This window comes from Streptomyces sp. S465, assembly GCF_026898115.1.
In the GTDB taxonomy this organism is placed as follows: domain Bacteria; phylum Actinomycetota; class Actinomycetes; order Streptomycetales; family Streptomycetaceae; genus Streptomyces; species Streptomyces luomodiensis.
On sequence record NZ_CP114036.1, the window covers coordinates 6990542 to 7009661 of the forward strand.

The following is a 19120-nucleotide window of genomic DNA, read 5'->3' on the forward strand; positions in this document are numbered from 1 at the left end:
CAAATGGCGGACGTGCGTGTCAAATCAGACCAGTTGGTGGGTATATCCGGTGGCTTCACTACGCACATGAACTTCCTGGTGGAGGTCGTCAACGCCCTGGTGGTCGCGTTGGAGACGTCCAAGGGCATGGCCGGAGACGATGAAGGTGGTCGCAACTTCGCGAAGATGTACCAGGGTGCCGCCCGTGAGGCCGTAGCCCAGATGGCCTTTTCCACGTACACCATGGGCAACCTCTCCGCCACGGTGATGGAGATGGCCTTCGACTTCCTTGCGACGGAGAGCAAGGTCGCGGCTTCGATGCTGAAGCAGTTCTCGCCGGACGAGGCCATCAACATGCTCAAAGGTACCGCTGCGGGTAGCGAGTGCAATCCGGTGGGCAGCGAGGACGACCTTCCGGAGGTCGTGGCCAAAGAGGACTGGCTCGACGATTTCGTCACCCAGGGGCCACGCGGAGACGCGGGAAAGGCCAAGGAGGCGGGCAAGGCTTGGCGTAAAGCTGGAGACCTGCTGGACGATACCCGTATCAGCGCGCAGACGGGTCAGCGGCTCCTGGTCAGAGATTGGGCCGGGCGAGCTGTTACGGCGTTTGTCGACTATTTCGACTTATTCATAGGCGCAGGCGACCGTCCGGCCGAGACCGCCGAGGGCGAGGCATTGTTGGCGAACCTGGCCACGGCTTGCCATGAGATCGCCGATGCCTGCTATGCCTATGCCGGGCACGTGGAGGACGCCAAGGCCGATTGGATGGCGGGCGGGATGTCCCTCGGTGACTCCTTGCTGGACAACGACAACGACCACGGTCTCAACGATGCTGTCTGCGGCGACACGCGCATCAACGGGCTCGGGCGCATTCCCGGTGTCCTCGACGGCTCGGGGCGCAAGGCGAAGCTGCCCGAGCCTTCGGGTCCCTGGGATCCGGACCTCCCGTCGATCTTCCCGGCGGTTCCCCTGCGTGTGCCGTTGCCCTCCATTCCCGTGGTGGCGAAGGCTCCGGCTTCATCGGGAACGAGCGGTATCTTCGCTGCCTTCTACGCTAATCGCAAACCTCCGAGCCCGGGACCGCCTCGCCCCGGCGTCAACCCCAAGGGGCCGATTCCCCCGGAGTCGGGTACGAAGCGGCTGAGTGCCAAAGAACAGGCTGACTTCCGCAAGTGGATGTCCGGTCTGCATCAACACGACTTCGCCAACCATCGGACCGAGCAGGACGCGGCCAATCGCTATCAGGCTGACACCGCCGGTTATCCCGAATATGATCTCCCTCTCCCGCCCATGGAAGGTGGGAAGGACGTGCAGCAGGCGGATGGGCTGCGTTCAGAGGACGGGTACGTCCTCGACGGAAAGTACGTCAAGGACCCGGACTCTTGCAAGACGGCGCGTACCTTGGAAAAGCTCCAGCTTCCAGAAGAGGACAAGAAGGCGTGGGAGAAGGGGCCACACAAGGCTGACGCAATTGAGATCCAGGACTACGGTCGCGCGATAAAGGCTGAGGGAAGCAAGATCAGGGGACTGGAGATCATTACGAACGGCCCAGAGACCATGGCGTACTGGCAATATCTGATGGCACAAAAAGGAGTACCGGGCAGCGTCCGGTACCACCCCGCCTAGAGCGACTGAGGAAAGAGTGAATAATGACCCCCGATGAAGCCGCGCTCGTCATCACAAACTACTACTTTGCCCCGGTCGAAGGTGAACGATGGCAGGTCACACCCGAGCGTTTCGCAGAGGCGGCGAGGGATCGGTGGCCAAATTGCACGACGCGGCTGATCGAGGGTGACGACGGCACCCCAGCGGAAGTCGAGTTCGCCATGACCTTCAGTAACGGCGCACAGAGGTCCGGGAGTTACGACCCCCGCAGTCTGGGGCTGCACGGTTACGCTGCCCTGGACGCGGCCGAATTCATGTCCTGGTTCGTCACCATGCTTGATCCCGATGTGCGTGTCCTGTTCAACAACGCAGAGTCCATCGAGGACGGCGACTACGACGACCACGTGCTCCCGCGTGCCATGGGGCTGCGTCCCATGGCCGAAGCGCTGGCCACGCACCTCGCCGGAGCGCTGCTCGGGGAGTGAGCACCATCCGCATCCGTCGGCCGCTGTGGCCGAGCGGAGACCGCGGACGTAAAATGGTGTAGTCACCTCCATCAGGAAACGGTCGCGACGAGCAGACAGCCGACTCGCCAGTACTCGATTTCCGGGTAAGCAGACATGGCAGAGGTGGGTGCTGGTTCTATGGCGACGCTGACGCAATCCATGGGCGAACCCGCGATCGAGGACGGCGCCGCGGTCTGGCGCATTGCCCGCGCATCCGGGGTGCTCGACGCGAACTCCGCCTACAGCTATCTCCTGTGGTTCCGGGATTTCGCCGGAACCTCCGTGGTCGCGCGGGCGCCGGACGGTGCGCCGGTCGGCTTCGCCACCGGCTACCGTCGGCCCGAGCGGCCCGGCACGCTCGTGATCTGGCAGATCGCGGTGGACGCGGAACAGCGCGGACGCGGCCTGGCCGGTGCCATGCTGGACCACCTCACCGCCCGTCCCGCTCCGCGGGGCGCCCCGCGGAGCGTGGAGACGAGCATCGGCCCGGAGAACACCGCATCGCACCGGTTGTTCCTCTCCTTCGCCGCGCGGCACCGGGCACCGGTGGCACGAGAGCTGCTGTTCCCGGCGGCGCTTTTCCCCGATTCCCATGAACCCGAGTACCTGTACCGCATCGGACCACTGCGTTAGCCAGGCGCATCGTCGGCAGGATCTCAGCGTGCGGATTCCTCCTGCACCGAGGAGTGTTCCTGCACCGAGGAGTGTGTGTCATGACGACCAAGCAGCCCGACATGAGCGTCTTCGAGACCCTGGAATCGGAAGTCCGCAGCTACTGCCGAGGATGGCCCACCGTCTTCGAAAGGGCGCAGGGCAGCCATCTCCACGACGAGGACGGCCGCAGTTATCTCGACTTCTTCTCGGGTGCCGGATCACTCAACTACGGCCACAACAATCCGGCGCTGAAACGCGCGCTCGTCGACTACATCGAAAGCGACGGCATTACGCACAGCCTGGACATGGCCACCACCGCCAAGCGGGCTTTCCTGGAGGCGTTCCAGAATCTGGTGCTGTTCCCGCGTGGCCTGCCGTACAAGGCGATGTTCCCCGGTCCCGCCGGTACCACCGCGGTCGAGGCCGCGCTGAAGCTGGTCCGCAAGGTGAAGGGGCGCGAGGCGATCGTCTCGTTCACCAACGCCTTCCACGGCATGACCCTCGGGGCGCTGGCCGTCACGGGCAACGCCCTCAAGCGGGCCGGGGCGGGCATTCCGCTGGTCCACGGCATTCCCATGCCGTTCGACCACTATCTCGACGATTGTCTCGACGACCAGGTCGACCGGGTCCCGGATTTCCGTTGGCTCGAGCGGCTGCTCGAGGACCGGGGGTCGGGTCTGAACAGACCCGCCGCCGTGATCGTCGAAACGGTGCAGGGCGAGGGTGGGGTCCATGTGGCCCGCTCCGAGTGGCTGCGGGCCCTCGCCGACCTGTGCCACCGGCACGACATGCTGCTGATCGTGGACGACATCCAGATGGGCTGCGGACGCACCGGCGCCTTCTTCTCCTTCGAGGAAGCGGGTATCACACCGGACGTCGTCACCCTGTCGAAGTCCATCAGCGGCTACGGCCTGCCCATGTCACTGTGTCTGTTCCGGCCCGAGCTGGACATCTGGGAGCCGGGCGAGCACAACGGAACCTTCCGCGGCAGCAACCCCGCCTTCGTCACGGCGACCGCCGCCCTGCACACCTACTGGACCGACGACGGGATGGAGAAACAGACCAGCGTCCGCGGCGAACAGGTGGAACAGGCGCTGCACGCGATCCGTGACGAACACCCGCGGCTCGGCGCCGACATCCGCGGCCGCGGCCTGGTGTGGGGCCTGGGGTTCGCGGACACCTCCCGTGCCTCGGCCGTGGCCCGCCGAGCCTTCGAACTCGGGCTGCTGGTCGAGACGTCCGGGGCGCGGGACGAGGTGGTGAAGCTGCTGCCGGCCCTCACCGTCGCCCCGCACGAGCTGGACGAGGGGCTGCGGATCCTCGCCCGATCGGTACGGGAGACCGGCTGAGCGACAGATGGGCAAGGGAAAGGCGTGGTCACGTGATTGTCCGGTCCTTCGCAGAGATCCAGAACACCGAACGCCATGTGCGGGCCGCCTCCGGGACCTGGGAGAGCAAGCGCATCGTGCTCGCCCAGGACAAGGCCGGCTTCTCGCTGCACGAGACCCTGCTGTACGCGGGGACGGAGACGTCGATGTGGTACGCGCACCACGTCGAGGCCGTGCTGTGCGTCGCGGGAGAGGCCGAACTCACCAATGACGAGACGGGCGAGACCCACTGGATCAAGCCCGGCACGATGTACCTGCTCGACGGCCATGAGCGGCATACGCTGCGCCCCAAGACGGACTTCCGGTGCGTGTGCGTCTTCACCCCGCCCCTGACCGGGCGGGAGGACCACGACGAGAACGGCGCCTACCCGCTGCTCCCGGAGGAGGGCTGACCCATGACCGAGACCACCACGGCCGTGCGGGACGCGTACCCGACCCGGGGCAGCCGCGAGGTCGTGACGCCCCGCCAGGACCCGGTCGTCTGGGGGCCGCTCCGCCCCGAGCTGGAGTCGTACGAGCGGGACGGCTTCCTCACCGTCGAGCACCTGCTGACCGGGGAGGAGGTCGCGCACTACCGTGCCGAGCTCGACCGGCTGGTCCGCGACCCGGCGCTGTACGCGGACGAGCGCCGCATCGCCGAGCCGACGTCGCGGGAGGTGCGGTCGGTGTTCGAGGTGCACAAGATCAGCGAAGTCTTCGCGGACCTGGTGCGCGACGAGCGGGTGGTGGGCCGGGCTCGCGAGATCCTCGGCTCCGAGGTGTACGTCCACCAGTCACGGATCAACGTCAAGCCGGGCTTCGGCGCGTCCGGCTTCTACTGGCACTCGGACTTCGAGACGTGGCACGCGGAGGACGGACTGCCGCGGATGCGGGCGGTGTCCGTGTCCATCGCCCTGACCGAGAACCATGACACCAACGGCGGTCTCATGATCATGCCGGGGTCGCACCGGACGTTCATCGGGTGCGCCGGCCGGACGCCGAAGGACAACTACAAGAAGTCGCTCCAGGCGCAGGACGCGGGCACACCGTCCGACCGGGCCCTGACGCGCTTCGCCGAGGAGCACGGCATCCGCCTGTTCACCGGCCGTGCGGGCTCGGCCACGTGGTTCGACTGCAACTGCATGCACGGCTCCGCCGACAACATCACGCCGTATCCGCGCAGCAACGTCTTCATCGTGTTCAACAGCGTGCTCAACCCGGCGGTGGAGCCGTTCGCGGCCCCGGTCCGGCGCCCCGAGTTCATCGGAGCACGCGACTTCACGCCCGTTCGGTAGGCGATTCGCTAGGGCTCCTGTAGAGCCGTCTTCGCGGCGTCGACGAAGTCCGTGAGGGCCTGCCAGAACGGCCTGAAGGCGGCGTCGAAACGCTGGAACGCCTCCGGCTCTCCGGAGCGCATCGCGCTCAGGGCGCGGTGGAACGGGCCGGTGGACCTCTGTAGCGCGTTCGCGGCGGTGGCCGCCGCGGCCGGGCCCTCCAGCTCGACCACGCGCACACAGCGGCGCAGCGTGCCGTACTCATCGCGTTCCCGCTCGGCCAGCTCGTCCAGGAGGGCGGCGCGGCGCTCCGTACCGCTCTCCTTCTCCTGGACGGCGGCGACCTCCCAGTACAACTCGCCCATGCGGTGGGTCTGTTCGATCAGCTCGAGATACGCGGTGCGCCTGCTGTCGCGCAGCCGCTCCGCGCGCTGGGCGAGCGCGGCGGTGTCCGCCTGGATCCGGGCGGCCCGGGTGTTGCCGCGGCTGGTGACCCAACTGGCCACCACCGCGGTGGAACCGGTGAGCGCCGCGATCCAGAACGTGTTGTCAGCCATGGCCCCCCGTACCGCCCGCACCTTCCGGCTCGCCGATCATCCGCCGTCCCTTGGTCATCATCAGCCACCACGGCCATCCCCCGATGGTAGGAAGATACGGAAGGCGTAACGGTTCGGCGGTATGTGCCACAGATATGTTCCCGGGCATGAGCGTATCCGGGCTGCTGCCCGCCAGGACCGAACTGCGGCCCGTGGTCTCCGAGTTGAGGCTGTCGGCCTTCAAGACCCACCGCCGTGCCGCCTTCCGGCTGGGTCCGCTGACCCTGATCTCCGGGCCGAGCGGCAGCGGTAAGTCCGGTGTGCTGGAGGCGTACACGGCGCTCGCGCGGCTTGCGAGCGGCGCCCGGCTCGCGGAGGTGTTCCGCGATCCGGCGGCGTACATCCCGCGCCGGGCGCGGCCGGACCGGCAGGGGCGGCGAGGCTTCCGCATCGGCTGCACCGTGGACGGCCCGGTCGGGCCGGTACAGCTCGATGTCGCCGTCCAGGCCGAACCCGAACTGCGCATCGTGGGCGAGCGGATGACGGGCGCGGGGGAGACCCTGCTGGAGACGGCGCTGCGCGACCCGGGGCGGCGCTGTGTGCAGGCCGCCTGGCACACGGCCGGCGCGGTCGCGGTGACCCGCGCCCCGCTGCCCGACGACCGGCTCGCGACCTCGCTGCTGCCGCTGCGGGTGGCGGGCACCACGGAGGGGCAGCGGCTCGCGCTGGCCGCCGCCGAACAGGTGGTCATCGCGCTGCGCTCGGTCTTCCCCTGCGATCCGCGGCCGGAGCGGATGCGGGCGCCGGCGGCGCCGAGGGACGGGCGGCTGCGCGGCGGCTGCGAGAACCTGGCGGCGGTGCTGCGGCGGACCAGCCGGGAGTGCGGTACGCGGCATGCGGCGCTGGTCGCGGCGGTCCGGGCCGGATGCGCCGGACCGGTGGAGGGCCTGGTCACGGAGGGGCACGCGGACGGGGCGGTGCGGGCCCTGGTCGAGCAGGGGGAGCTCGGCGCGATGCCCGTGGAGCGGCTGGGCGACGGCGAGCTGCGGTATCTCGCGCTCGCGCTGGTGCTGCTGACCGGGCCCGGCGTGCTGGCCGTGGACCCGGCGGCCGATGTGCTCCCCGCGCGGCAGGTGCTGACCGTGCTGGCCGACGGTTTCGACCGGTGTCTGGACCGGCGGCAGGCACGGGAACTGCTGGGGGTGGCGGCCCGGATGTGCGCACGGGGGCACATCCGGCTGGTGGGGACGGTGGGGGACGTGACGGGGGCGGTCGGGGACGCCCCCGTCACGGTGGTAAACCTGGGGCGTGAGCGAGTCCTATGAGAGCGAGCGACGAACCGACGGCCTGGACGTGGCCGTGCTCCAGCGCAGGCTGGCCGCCTTCGCGGCGGCTCGCGACTGGCAGCAGTACCACACCCCCAAGAACCTCGCGGCGGCGCTGAGCGTCGAGGCGTCGGAGCTGGTGGAGATCTTCCAGTGGCTGACGCCTGAGCAGTCGGCGCGGGTGATGGAGGACGAGGACGCGGCGGCCCGGGTCGAGGACGAGGTCGCCGATGTCCTGGCGTATCTGCTCCAGTTCTGCGAGGTGCTCGGGATCGACGCGCTCGCCGCGCTCTCGGCGAAGATCGACCGGAACGAGGGGCGGTTTCCGGTGAACGAGAGGCGCTGACAGCCCGCTTGCAGCCCGCTTCGTCACTCTCCGTAGTGAAAAAGTTATCCACATCGCAACTGTTGTCAACAGATTCCTGAATTCCCCTAGCTTTTCGGCCTGACAGTCATCACTCTGGGTAGTGGAGGAGTGACGGGTGCGGAAAGTCCGTTGAGATCCGTTGAGAGGGGTGCGGGGAATGGACGCGATGCGGCTGATCGGTGTCACCCGGCACGCCCTGGCGAAGGCCGGGAGCGTGCACGACATCGTGGCCGAAGCCTGGCAGGTTCAGGCGCTGGCCGAGGCGGTCGGCGGATATTTCGTGGTGAGCGGACCGGCGGCCGCGCGAGCGGAGGCGCGCGGTCTGTGCGAGGCGGGCGGGCGGGCGCGCGGCGCCCTGTTCCACCCGGCGTTGCACTACCCGACGCTGCGCGGCGGGCGCTTACGGGCCGCGCAGCTGACGGAGGTGCGCGATCCGAGGGAGGTGCTGCTGGCGCTGGGGGATCTGCTCGCGGAGGCGGGGTTCGCGCTGGTCGGCGTCGCCTCCAACACGGAGGAGGAGGCGCTGTACTGGCAGTGCGTGGAGGCGATCGACGCGGCGGACGAGGCCAGGGACCGGGTGCACGGGATGCTCAGGCACCTCACGTTCCGGGAGTGGGGTGGGGAGTGGGGCGGTGCCGCGTGAGGAGGCAGGATGGGGGCCATGGATCTTCGCATTTTCACCGAGCCCCAGCAGGGCGCGACCTACGACACCCTGCTCACCGTCGCCAAGGCCACCGAGGACCTCGGATTCGACGCCTTTTTCCGGTCCGACCACTATCTGCACATGGGAGGCGTGGACGGCCTCCCGGGTCCCTCCGACGCCTGGATCACCCTGGCCGGGCTGGCCCGCGAGACCCGGCGGATCCGGCTGGGCACCTTGATGACCGCCGCCACCTTCCGGCTGCCCGGTGTGCTGGCGATCCAGGTCGCGCAGGTCGACCAGATGTCGGGTGGCCGAGTCGAGCTGGGCCTGGGCGCGGGCTGGTTCGAGGAGGAGCACCGGGCCTACGGGATCCCCTTCCCCAAGGAGAAGTTCGCGCGGCTGGAGGAGCAGCTGGCCATCGTCACCGGGCTGTGGCAGACCCCGGTCGGCGAGACCTTCGGCTATGGCGGTGCCCACTACCAGCTGGTGGACTCCCCGGCACTGCCCAAGCCCGCGCAGAGCAAGGTGCCGGTGCTGATCGGCGGCCACGGGGCGACCCGCACCCCGCGGCTGGCCGCTCAGTACGCGGACGAGTTCAATATGCCGTTCGCCTCGGTCGAGGACAGCGAGCGCCAGTTCGGCCGGGTGCGGGAGGCGGCCGAGGCCGCCGGCCGCAAGGGCGACGACCTGGTGTACTCCAACGCGCTCGTGGCCTGCGTGGGCAAGGACGACGCCGAGGTCTCCCGGCGGGCCGCGGCCATCGGACGCGAGGTCGGGGAGCTGAAGGAGAACGGGCTGGCGGGCTCCCCGGCCGAGGTCGTCGACAAGATCGGCCGCTATGCGGAGGTGGGCGCCTCCCGGATCTACCTCCAGATGCTGGACCTGACCGACCTCGACCACCTGGAGCTGATCTCCTCACAGGTCCAGGCCCAGCTGGGCTGAGTAAACCACCAGGAGCACCCGTGACGTCCGTACCCCGTCCGCCCCTCGCCGCCGCGCTGGAGCGTGGACCGCTCGTTCTCGACGGCGGGCTGTCCAACCAGCTGGAGGCACAGGGCTGCGATCTCTCCGACGAGCTGTGGTCGGCCCGGCTGCTGGCCGATGACCCGGCGCAGATCGAGGCGGCCCACACCGCCTACGCACGGGCGGGCGCACGGGTGCTCATCACCAGTAGCTACCAGGCCACCTACGAGGGCTTCGCCCACCGGGGCGTGGGCCACGAGGAGGCCACGGCGCTGCTGAGGCGCAGTGTCGAGCTGGCGCGCGCGGGGGCGGAGCGGGCGGCTGCCGAGCGGCTTGCTGCCGAGGGGGCGGCTACCGAGGGGGCGGCTGCGGAGCGGCCTGCTGCCGAGGGGGCGGCCGCGGGTGGTCGGGGCGCGCGGCCGGTGTGGGTCGCCGCCTCCGTCGGCCCCTACGGGGCGATGCTGGCGGACGGCAGCGAGTACCGCGGGCGGTACGGACTGAGCGTGGCCGAGCTGGAGCGGTTCCACCGGCCGAGGATCGAGGCGCTGGCCGCGGCCGGGCCCGATGTGCTGGCGCTGGAGACGGTGCCGGACGCCGATGAGGCCGCGGCGCTGCTGAGCGCCGTCGAGGGATGCGGGGTGCCGGTATGGCTCTCCTACAGCATCGCGGGGGAGGCCACCCGGGCCGGGCAGCCCCTGAGGGACGCGTTCGCCCTGGCCGCGGGGGCCGACCAGGTGATCGCCGTCGGCGTCAACTGCTGTGAGCCGGGCGACGCGGACCGGGCCGTGGAGATCGCGGCCGACACCACCGGCAAGCCGGTGGTGGTCTATCCGAACAGCGGAGAGGAGTGGGATGCCGCGACATCGAGCTGGCGCGGCCGGGCGACCTTCGACCCGGGGCGGGTGAGCGCATGGCACGACGCGGGGGCGCGGCTCATCGGCGGCTGCTGCCGGGTGGGTCCGGAGCGGATCGCGGAGCTGGCGGCCGTGGTGAGAAACCACGAGGTGCCGTGGTGAGAAGTCCTGGGGTGCCGTGGTGGGAAACGTTGGGGGTGCCGTGGTGAGAAACCATTAGGTGACGGGCGCTTCGCCCGGCGATACTCGGACGGGTGTTCTTGACGATAACCACCACCGGCACCGCCGAGCGCCCCGCGACCGACCTCGGGTTCCTGCTGCACAAGCATCCCGACAAGGCGCAGCGGTTCTCGACCTCCCACGGCACCGCACACGTCCTCTACCCCGAGGCGACCGCCGAACAATGCACCGCGGCGCTGCTGTTGGAGGTGGACCCCGTGGCGCTGGTGCGGCGGGGCCGTGGCAAGGGCCGGGGCGGTGCCCCCGACTCCGCGCTCGCCCAGTACGTCAACGACCGCCCCTATGCCGCCTCCTCACTGCTGGCCACCGCGTTGAGCGCGGTCTTCTCCAGCGCGCTGAGGGGACAGTGCAAGGCCCGGCCCGAGCTGCCGGAGCGGGCGCTGCCACTGCGGATCGAGGTGCCCGCGCTGCCCGCCCGCGGCGGTGCCGCCCTGGTCGAGCGGCTCTTCACGCCGCTGGGCTGGCAGGTGACGGCCGAGCCGGTGCCGCTGGACGAGGAGTTCCCGCGGTGGGGCGACTCGCGGTACGTACGGCTGGTGCTGGAGGGTGAGCTGCGGCTGGCGGACGCGCTGCGCCATCTGTATGTGCTGCTGCCCGTGCTCGACGACGCCAAGCACTACTGGGTCGCCCCGGACGAGGTGGACAAGCTGCTGCGCTCCGGCGAGGGCTGGCTGGAGCACCACCCCGAGCAGCGGCTGATCACCAACCGCTATCTGGCCCGGCGCTGGTCGCTGACGCGCAGTGCGCTGGAGCGTCTGGAGCTGGCGCGGCTCGCCGAGACCGACGACACCCAGGCGGAGGAGATCGACAACGCCGTCGGCGAACCGGCGGCCGAGCTGATGGAGGGAGAGATGCGGGGAGAGGGGGATGCGGGCGGCGCAGGCGGCGAACGCGGTGAAGGCGACGGGAGTCCCGAGAACCCGGTGCCGCTGGCGGTACGGCGGCGGGAGGCGATACTCGATGCCCTGCGCGGGGTCGAGGCGGCAAGGGTCGTCGATCTCGGCTGCGGCCAGGGCCAGTTGCTGGCCGCGCTGCTGAAGGAGGCGCGGTTCACCGAGATCGTGGGTGTCGATGTGTCGATGCGCGCGCTCAACGAGGCGGCGCGGAGGCTGCGGCTGGACCGTATGCCCGAGCGGCAGTCGGCCCGGCTGAAGCTGACCCAGGGCGCGCTCACCTACACCGACTCCAGGCTCACCGGATATGACGCGGCGGTCCTCAGCGAGGTGATCGAGCATGTGGACCCGCCCCGGTTGCCCGCGCTGGAGCACGCGGTGTTCGGCGCCGCACGGCCCAAGGCCGTCGTGGTGACCACGCCCAACGTCGAGTACAACGTGCGCTGGGAGACCCTGCCCGCCGGGCGGATGCGTCATGGCGACCACCGTTTCGAGTGGACGCGGGAGGAATTCCGGGCCTGGGCGGGACAGGTCGCCGAACGGCACGGCTACACGGTGGAGTTCCGCCCCGTCGGCCCGGAGGACCCCGAGGTCGGCCCGCCCACCCAGCTCGCGCTGTTCCGGATCGGCGCCCAGGGCGGCGGCGACGGCACGGGCACCCGAGGCACCGAACGCGTTGACCGCACCACCGTGACCAGGACGGCCACCGAGACCAGGACGGCCACCGGGGCCGGCGCGGCCACCGGGGCCGCCGCCGCGACCGCCGCGGCCACCGCGACCGCCGCGAAGGAGGCAGCAGCATGACCGAGGACAAGCGCCCCATCGGCGTGCCCGACCTGTCCCTCGTGGTGCTCATCGGCACCACCGGCTCCGGCAAGTCCACCTTCGCCCGGCGCCACTTCCTGCCCACCCAGATCGTCTCCTCCGACATCTGCCGTGGACTGGTCGCCGACGACGAGAACGACCAGAGCGCCACCCCCGACGCCTTCGACGTCCTCCACTACATCGCGGGCAAGCGGCTCGCGGCCGGACGGCTGACCGTCGTGGACGCCACCAACGTCCAGAGCGAGGCCCGCCGCAGTCTGATCAGGCTCGCGCGCGAGCACGACGTGCTGCCCGTGGCGATCGTCCTCGACGTCCCCGAGGGTGAATGCGCCCGGCGCAACGCCCAGCGCCCCGACCGCGCCGCGCTGCCCGCCCATGTCATCCCCCGCCAGCGCCGTGAGCTGCGCCGCTCCCTGAAGTCCCTGGAGCGCGAGGGGTTCCGCAAGGTGCACATCCTGCGCGGTGTCGAACAGGTCGAGGCCGCGGAGATCGTCACCGAGCGCCGCTACAACGATCTGCGCCACCTCACCGGCCCGTTCGACATCATCGGCGACATCCACGGCTGCCGCTCCGAGCTGGAGACCCTGCTGGGCAAGCTCGGCTACGCCCTGCGCCGCGACGACCTCGGCCGCCCGGTCGACGCCGCCCACCCCGAGGGGCGTACGGCGGTCTTCGTCGGTGACCTCGTCGACCGCGGCCCCGACAGCCCCGGGGTGCTGCGCCTGGTGATGGGCATGGTCGCCTCCGGCGCGGCCCTGTGCGTGCCCGGCAACCACGAGAACAAGCTCGGCCGCTATCTCAAGGGCCGCAAGGTCCAGCTCACCCACGGCCTCGCCGAGACCGTGGCGCAGCTGGACCGGGAGCACGCCGCCGACCCGGGCTTCGCGGACCGGGTGCGGGACTTCGTCGACTCGCTGATCAGCCACTATGTGCTGGACGGCGGGAAGCTGGTGGTGTGTCACGCCGGGCTGCCCGAGAAGTACCACGGCCGCACCTCCGGCCGGGTCCGCTCGCACGCCCTGTACGGGGACACGACCGGGGAGACCGATGAGTTCGGCCTGCCCGTGCGCTACCCATGGGCCGAGGACTACCGCGGCCGCGCCGCCGTCGTCTACGGCCACACCCCCACCCCCCGCGCCTCCTGGCTCAACAACACCATCTGCCTGGACACCGGCTGTGTCTTCGGCGGCCGGATGACCGCGCTGCGCTGGCCGGAGCGCGAGCTGGTGGACGTCCCGGCCGAGCGGGTCTGGTACGAACCGGTCAAACCGCTGACCACCGAGGCCCCCGGCGGCGCCGACGGCCGCCCGCTCGACCTGAGCGATGTGCGGGGCCGCCGGGTCGTCGAGACCCGCCACATGGGCCGGATCGCGGTCAAGGAGGAGAACGCGGCGGCGGCGCTGGAGGTCATGAGCCGTTTCGCGGTCGACCCTCGGCTGCTCGGCTATCTCCCGCCCACCATGGCGCCGAGCGCCACCTCCAAGGAGGGTTCCGGCGGTGGAGCCGCCGACGGGGGCTTCCTCGAACATCCGGCGGAGGCGTTCGCCGCCTACCGCTCGGACGGGGTGCGCCAGGTGATCTGCGAGGAGAAGCACATGGGCTCCCGCGCGGTGGTGCTGGTCTGCCGTGACGCGGACGTCGCACGGGAGCGCTTCGGCGCACCGGACGGCGTCTCCGGCGCGGTCCACACGCGCACCGGACGGCCGTTCTTCGACGACGCGGCGCTCACGGAGACCGTGCTGCGCCGGCTGAACCGCGCCCTCGACGACGCCGGGCTGTGGCAGGAGCTGGACACCGACTGGGTGCTGCTGGACGCCGAGTTGATGCCGTGGTCGCTCAAGGCCGAGGGACTGCTGCGCAACCAGTACGCGGCGGTGGGCGCCGCCTCCCGCGCCGTCTTCCCCGGCGTCCTCGCGGCGCTGGAGGGGGCGGAGGCGCGCGGTGTCGAGGTGTCCGCCCTGCTCGGCAAGCAGCGTGAACGCGCGGCGGACGCGGCCGCCTTCACCGACGCCTACCGGCGCTACTGCTGGCCGGTCGACGGGCTGAACGGTATCCGGCTGGCGCCGTTCCAGATCCTGGCCGTCCAGGGCCGCAACCTCGCCACCGCGCTTCCGCACGATCAGCAGCTCGCCCTGATCGACCGGATGATCGAGGCCGAGAAGCCGGCCTCCGACGCCGACGGTGCCCGGATGCTGGTCCCCACCCGTCGGCTGATCGTCGACACCGAGGACGAGGCATCGGTCGCCGAGGGGGTGCGGTGGTGGCTCGACCTGACGGCGGCGGGCGGTGAGGGCATGGTGGTCAAGCCCCTCCAGGGCTTCGTCCGCAAGGGCGACGGCCGGCTGGTCCAGCCGGGCGTGAAGTGCCGGGGCCGCGAGTATCTGCGGATCATCTACGGCCCGGAGTACACCCGCCCGGAGAACCTGGCGCGGCTGCGGGAGCGCCATCTGGGCCACAAGCGCTCCCTCGCCCTGCGGGAGTACGCGCTGGGGCTGGAAGCGCTGGACCGACTGGCGGAGGGCGAACCGCTGTGGCGCGTCCACGAGGCCGTATTCGCGGTCCTCGCCCTGGAGTCCGAGCCGGTGGACCCGAGACTGTAGCGGCCGGCCTCCGCGGCCGGGGCCCGCTCCGGCCCGGTTGTGGCTTGGCTGCGGTCTGGTTGCGGCCTGGCTCCGGTCCCGCTCCGGCCTGGCTTCGGCCTCCGCTCCGGCGCGGTTGCGGTCCGGCTCCGGTGTCCGTTCTGGGGCCCGGTCCGGCCCTCGGCCTGGCCGTGGCTCCGGGTTCCGGCCCGGCCACCGGCGGCCGGCGGTCAGGTGTCAGACGGCCGTCTGGGGCCGTGACTCCTGGGGCCGTGACCAGGCCAGGGGCCGGGACTCGCGGGCCCGGAATGCGCGGCGGTAGTCGTGTGGCGGTACCCCCACCGCCCGGGTGAAGTGGCGGCGCAGGTTGGCCGCCGTCCCAAGCCCGCACAGCTCCGCGATCCGGTCCACTGGAAGATCGCCGCTCTCCAGCAGCTCACGGGCGCGTGCGATCCGCTGGGCCTGTAGCCAGCGCAGCGGTGTCGTGCCCGTGGCGGAGTGGAAGCGGCGGGTCAGGGTGCGCGGGCTGGTGTGGGCGCGGCGGGCGAGGTCGGCGACGGTCAGCGGCTCGTGGAGCCGCTCGGCGGCCCAGTGCAGCAGCGGGGCGAGCGAGTCGTCGGTGCGCTCCGGCAGCGGCGCCTCGATGTACTGGGCCTGGCCGCCCGGCCGGTGGGCGGGTGCGACGAGCTGCCGGGCCAGGGTGTTCGCCGCCTCGCTGCCGTAGTCCTCGCGCACCAGATGCAGACAGACGTCGATGCAGGCGGTGGAGCCCGCCCCCGTCAGTACGTCGCCGTGGTCGACGTAGAGCACGGACGGATCGAGCCGCACGGCCGGATAGCGCTCGGCGAACAGCGCCGCGTACATCCAGTGGGTGGCCGCCGTACGGCCGTCGAGAAGTCCGGTCGCGGCGAGGGTGAACGCGCCCGAGCACAGCGACACGATGCGGGCGCCGCGCCGATGGGCCTCGCGCAGCGCGTCGATCAGCTCCTCGGGCGGATCGCCGCGCACATCGGCCGAGGCCGGGACGATCACCGTGTCCGCCGAGATCAACTCCTCGGTGCCGTACGGGGTGCGGGCGGCGAACCACGAGCGGGCGGCGACCGGGTCACCGGCTCCCTCGCCACCCGGTCCGATCGCACAGACCCGCAGGTCGTACCAGGGGTCGGGGAGTCCGGGCCGATCGGTGCCGAAGACATGGCAGGGCACCGCCAGGTCGAAGATCGGCATACCCGGGGTGACGGCGAGGGCGATGGACCGGTGGCGCGCGGGCATGGCAGGAATGTACCGCATGCTGTCACTCCTGCCACTCGTTCCGTCCTGTCCCGGAGCCGATGCTGGATGGGCATGACGAACCCTTCCGCAAAGGCCCAGGGGAGCGGTGCGCCCACGGCCGCCCCCGATCCGGCTCCCGGTCCCGATCCGGGGTCCGGTCCCGATCCGGGGTCCGGTCCCGTTCCGGCTCCCGATCCCCGGCGCTGGCTGATCCTCGCCGTCGCGTCGGCGGCCCAGTTCCTCGCCGTGCTCGACATGATCGCGGTCAATATCGCCTTCCCCGCGATCGGCGCCGACTTCCGCTCGGCGTCCACCGCCCAGCTGTCCTGGGTGCTCAACGCCTACACCATCGTGCTCGCGGCGCTGCTGGTCCCCGCCGGGCGGCTGGCCGACGCGATCGGCGGGCGGCGCTCGTTTCTGACCGGCATCGCGCTGTTCGGACTCGCCTCGGTGGCCTGCGGGGTCGCTCCCGGGCTCGGCTCGCTGATCGCGGCGCGCGTGGTGCAGGGCGCGGCGGCGGCCGTCCTGGTGCCCACCTCCCTCTCGCTCGCCCTGCCCGCCTTCCCGGAGCGCGAACGGCCCACAGCCGTCGGCGTCTGGACGGCGGTGAGCGCGGTCGCGGCCAGCTCGGGACCGGTGGCGGGCGGACTGCTGGCCGCCTCCGACTGGCGCTGGATCTTCCTCGTCAACCCGCCCGTGGTGCTCGTGGCATGGGTGGCCGGGCTACGGCTGCTGCCGCGCCCGGGGTGCGTAGGCGACGAGCGCCGCCGCACCGGGCGCGTAGGCGAGCGCCGTCGCCTCGATCCGCTCGGGACGCTGCTCGTCCTCCTCGGCACCGGATCCCTCACCACCGCCTGTGTCGAGGCCGCCGACTGGGGCTACGACGCCCCGGCCACCCTCGCCTTCCTCGCCGCCGGCCTGGCCGTGGGCGCGCTGGCCGTGGCCCACGTACGCCGCCACCCGGACCCGGTGGTGGATCCGGCGCTGTTCCGGACCCGTGCCTTCACCGCCGCCGCGCTCGGCCTGCTGAGCTACTTCCTCGCCTACGCGGCCTCGCTCCTCGCCGCGACCCTGCTGTTCACCGGGGCGTGGGGCTGGTCCACGTCCCGTGCGGGCCTGGCCGTCACGCCCTGGCCGCTCACCGTCCTGGTGGTGTCGATGCTGTCGGGGCGGATCGTCCGGGCGCTGGGGGAGCGGACCACGGCCGTTGTCGGCGGGCTGTGCTTCGCCGCCGGTCCGATGTGGTGGCTCTTCCTCGCGGGCGGCGACGGTGCGCACTACGTCGTGGAGTGCATGCCCGGACTGGTGCTCACCGGAATCGGCGCGGGGCTCTACCAGCCGGTGATGTTCTCGGCCGCCGGACTGCTTCCGGCCCGTCAACTGTCCCTCGGGTCGGGGGTGCTGATGATGTCCCGGCAGGGCGGCTCGGCCCTGGGCGTCGCGGCGCTGGTCGTGATCACCGGTGGCGCCGCCCGGCCGGGGCTCGACGCGCTGCGCGCGGGCTGGGTCTTCACGGCGGTGACCGCCGCGCTCGCCGCCGTCGCGGGTGCCGCCTTGCGTACGGGGACGGGTACGGGTGGTCGTGATGGCCAGGGGTGAAGCGGGGGTGACGGGGAGATGCGGTCCGTACCGGGCAGGGACCGCACGGGTACGGACCCGGTACGGCACCATTGACGTGCCCGCGTCGGCTGCCTAGCGTTCTGAGCGATCCCTGGGTTCTCCGCAGGCATGGCGACGGTTCTCCGCAGGCATGACGACGACTGGCTGAGCGGGGAGGGCGGATGAGTCTCTTCGAGGACGGACGGCCCTTTCTGCACGCGCTTCCCGCCGAGGACCGGCGCGCGCTGCTCGCCCTCGGCAGGCCCCGGGCCTACGCCCCCGGCGAGGTCGTGCTGCGCGAGCACGACCGTACGACCTTCGTCGTCGCGATCACCTCCGGCTGGGCCGCCGTCTCGGTGGAGACCGAGCGCGGGGTGCGGCTGATCCTGGCGCTGCGCGGGGCGGGCGAGGTCGTGGGCGACCAGGCCGCGGTGGACCACGGCTCGCGCAGCGCCACCGTCACCGCGCTCGGCCGGATGGAGGCGGTGGTGGTCTCCGGCGACCGGTTCCGTGCCTATCTGGCCGCACGTCCCGTCGCCACCGTACTGATCATGCGTCAGTTCAGCTCCCGGCTGCGCAGTTCCGACGGCGAGCGGCGCTCGCTCGCCTCGGAGAGGGTGCTTCAGCGGCTGGCGGTCCGGCTGGTCGAACTCGCCGAGCGCACCGGCCACCCCGGCGCCGACGGGGCCATCACCGTCGATCTGCCGCTGCCCCAGCACGACATCGCCGCCGCGGTGGGCTCGACCCGGGAGGCGGTCGCCAAGGCGCTGCGACTGCTGCGCGACCAGGGCGTCGTCCGGACCGCCTCGCGCCGTTTCGTGGTGACGGACATCGGACTGCTACGGCTGTTGGCCGAGGGCCGTGCGACGGGGGAACACATCCCGGCGAGCCCTCGCGACTGAGCCCCCGCCACGCGCCCCACGATGCGGCCCGTGCGCCTCGGCGCTTGAACGCCCTCGCGTGGCCGGCCGCACCGCTGGTCCCCTCCGAACGGTGACCGCGGGCGGTGGCGGCCTTGAACATCGCCGTGGCCACGGCAGTGCATGTCGATCAGCCCGCCGTCGGCATCTCCACGCGATCCACTACGTCCGCGCCGCCCGTCCCGAATGCCCCACCATCGACCCCAGTCAGGCGTGAGCCCTACTGCCGCCGCTGGCCAAGGATGCAGAACTCGTTGCCTTCGGGGTCTGCCAAGACAACCCACGATTGATCACCCTGGCCAATGTCAACGCGCTGTGCGCCATGGGCCACCAGACGAGCCACCTCGGCGTCCTGGTCATCGGGCCTGAAGTCGAGATGCAGTCGGCTCTTGGCCTTCCTCGGCTCATCAAGCCGGACGAAGTCCAACCCCGGAGTGCGATCCGGCGCCGGACGGATCTCGAACTCGTCATCGGAGGAGTGGACCACAACCCAGCCAAGAGCCTCGGCCCACCACTGGCCCAGGGCCGCCGGATCCGCCGAGTGAACGATTACCTGTTCCCATTCCAAGGTCATTTGGCGAGCTTAGACGTGCCGGCCTGCGAAGAACAGTCATTTAAATCTCCCTCATCGGGCTGGTCCGGAGCGGCCTTTCCCCTCGTGGAGCCACCGCCTCGCGACTGAACCACCCTTGGCGCTTCGCGCCCCCGCGATCGATCGC

18 protein-coding genes are annotated in these 19120 nt (G+C 71.1%); 15 read left to right on the forward strand and 3 right to left on the reverse strand.

The window, feature by feature from the left end:
* Positions 1 to 3 precede the first annotated feature (3 nt).
* The 6 genes from N6H00_RS29595 (at position 4) to thpD (ending at position 5406) form a co-directional block, all read left to right on the forward strand.
* The gene (locus tag N6H00_RS29595; protein WP_268974879.1) at positions 4 to 1605 is read left to right on the forward strand and encodes a restriction endonuclease fold toxin-2 domain-containing protein; all 1602 of its coding nucleotides are present in this window, start codon (positions 4 to 6) and stop codon (positions 1603 to 1605) included.
* A 23-nt stretch (positions 1606 to 1628) separates the two neighbouring features.
* Entirely contained in the window at positions 1629 to 2069 is a 441-nt protein-coding gene (locus N6H00_RS29600; protein WP_268974880.1) for a hypothetical protein, read from the forward strand.
* Positions 2070 to 2228: 159 nt separating this feature from the next.
* Positions 2229 to 2723, forward strand: coding sequence for a diaminobutyrate acetyltransferase (ectA, locus tag N6H00_RS29605; protein ID WP_268974881.1), 495 nt, complete (start codon positions 2229 to 2231; stop codon positions 2721 to 2723).
* A gap of 80 nt (positions 2724 to 2803) precedes the next feature.
* Positions 2804 to 4093, forward strand: a complete 1290-nt coding sequence (ectB, locus tag N6H00_RS29610; protein WP_268974882.1) for a diaminobutyrate--2-oxoglutarate transaminase — start codon at positions 2804 to 2806, stop codon at positions 4091 to 4093.
* A gap of 32 nt (positions 4094 to 4125) precedes the next feature.
* Positions 4126 to 4524: an ectoine synthase gene (locus tag N6H00_RS29615; protein WP_268974883.1), complete on the forward strand. Its 399-nt coding sequence runs from the start codon at positions 4126 to 4128 to the stop codon at positions 4522 to 4524.
* A 3-nt stretch (positions 4525 to 4527) separates the two neighbouring features.
* Positions 4528 to 5406 (forward strand): ectoine hydroxylase, encoded by an 879-nt coding sequence (gene thpD, locus N6H00_RS29620; RefSeq protein WP_268974884.1) that lies wholly within the window; start codon positions 4528 to 4530, stop codon positions 5404 to 5406.
* A gap of 8 nt (positions 5407 to 5414) precedes the next feature.
* On the opposite strand, the gene N6H00_RS29625 is transcribed toward thpD, so the two are convergent.
* Positions 5415 to 5942, reverse strand: a complete 528-nt coding sequence (locus N6H00_RS29625; RefSeq protein WP_268974885.1) for a hypothetical protein — start codon at positions 5940 to 5942, stop codon at positions 5415 to 5417.
* Positions 5943 to 6088: 146 nt separating this feature from the next.
* Between N6H00_RS29625 and N6H00_RS29630 the strand changes: the two genes are divergently transcribed.
* The 7 genes from N6H00_RS29630 to N6H00_RS29660 all read left to right on the forward strand — a co-directional run bounded on the left by N6H00_RS29630 (position 6089) and on the right by N6H00_RS29660 (position 14631).
* Positions 6089 to 7246, forward strand: a complete 1158-nt coding sequence (locus N6H00_RS29630) for an ATP-binding protein (protein WP_268974886.1) — start codon at positions 6089 to 6091, stop codon at positions 7244 to 7246.
* Positions 7230 to 7592 carry a nucleotide pyrophosphohydrolase gene (locus N6H00_RS29635; RefSeq protein WP_268974887.1) on the forward strand — a complete coding sequence of 121 codons (363 nt, stop codon included), beginning with the start codon at positions 7230 to 7232 and terminating at the stop codon, positions 7590 to 7592. The genes N6H00_RS29630 and N6H00_RS29635 overlap by 17 nt, the downstream gene beginning before the upstream one ends.
* 178 nt (positions 7593 to 7770) lie before the next feature.
* The gene (locus N6H00_RS29640) at positions 7771 to 8256 is read left to right on the forward strand and encodes a DUF6099 family protein (protein ID WP_268974888.1); all 486 of its coding nucleotides are present in this window, start codon (positions 7771 to 7773) and stop codon (positions 8254 to 8256) included.
* 18 nt (positions 8257 to 8274) lie between these two features.
* Entirely contained in the window at positions 8275 to 9198 is a 924-nt protein-coding gene (locus N6H00_RS29645; RefSeq protein WP_268974889.1) for an LLM class F420-dependent oxidoreductase, read from the forward strand.
* Positions 9199 to 9218: 20 nt separating this feature from the next.
* Positions 9219 to 10235: a homocysteine S-methyltransferase gene (gene mmuM / locus N6H00_RS29650; protein WP_268974890.1), complete on the forward strand. Its 1017-nt coding sequence runs from the start codon at positions 9219 to 9221 to the stop codon at positions 10233 to 10235.
* Between the two features lie 92 nt (positions 10236 to 10327).
* Complete coding sequence (locus tag N6H00_RS29655; protein WP_268974891.1) at positions 10328 to 12010, forward strand: 3' terminal RNA ribose 2'-O-methyltransferase Hen1; 1683 nt, start codon at positions 10328 to 10330, stop codon at positions 12008 to 12010.
* Positions 12007 to 14631 (forward strand): polynucleotide kinase-phosphatase, encoded by a 2625-nt coding sequence (locus tag N6H00_RS29660; RefSeq protein WP_268974892.1) that lies wholly within the window; start codon positions 12007 to 12009, stop codon positions 14629 to 14631. The genes N6H00_RS29655 and N6H00_RS29660 overlap by 4 nt, the downstream gene beginning before the upstream one ends.
* Before the next feature lie 216 nt (positions 14632 to 14847).
* On the opposite strand, the gene N6H00_RS29665 is transcribed toward N6H00_RS29660, so the two are convergent.
* A complete protein-coding gene (locus tag N6H00_RS29665) occupies positions 14848 to 15900 on the reverse strand; it encodes a GlxA family transcriptional regulator (protein ID WP_443073077.1) in 1053 nt (350 codons plus the stop codon).
* Positions 15901 to 15954: 54 nt separating this feature from the next.
* On the opposite strand from N6H00_RS29665, the gene N6H00_RS29670 reads away from it, so the two are divergent.
* Positions 15955 to 17481: an MFS transporter gene (locus N6H00_RS29670; RefSeq protein WP_268974894.1), complete on the forward strand. Its 1527-nt coding sequence runs from the start codon at positions 15955 to 15957 to the stop codon at positions 17479 to 17481.
* Between the two features lie 182 nt (positions 17482 to 17663).
* A complete protein-coding gene (locus tag N6H00_RS29675) occupies positions 17664 to 18383 on the forward strand; it encodes a Crp/Fnr family transcriptional regulator (RefSeq protein ID WP_268974895.1) in 720 nt (239 codons plus the stop codon).
* Positions 18384 to 18621: 238 nt separating this feature from the next.
* On the opposite strand, the gene N6H00_RS29680 is transcribed toward N6H00_RS29675, so the two are convergent.
* Positions 18622 to 18975 (reverse strand): VOC family protein, encoded by a 354-nt coding sequence (locus N6H00_RS29680; protein WP_268974896.1) that lies wholly within the window; start codon positions 18973 to 18975, stop codon positions 18622 to 18624.
* Positions 18976 to 19120 lie beyond the last annotated feature (145 nt).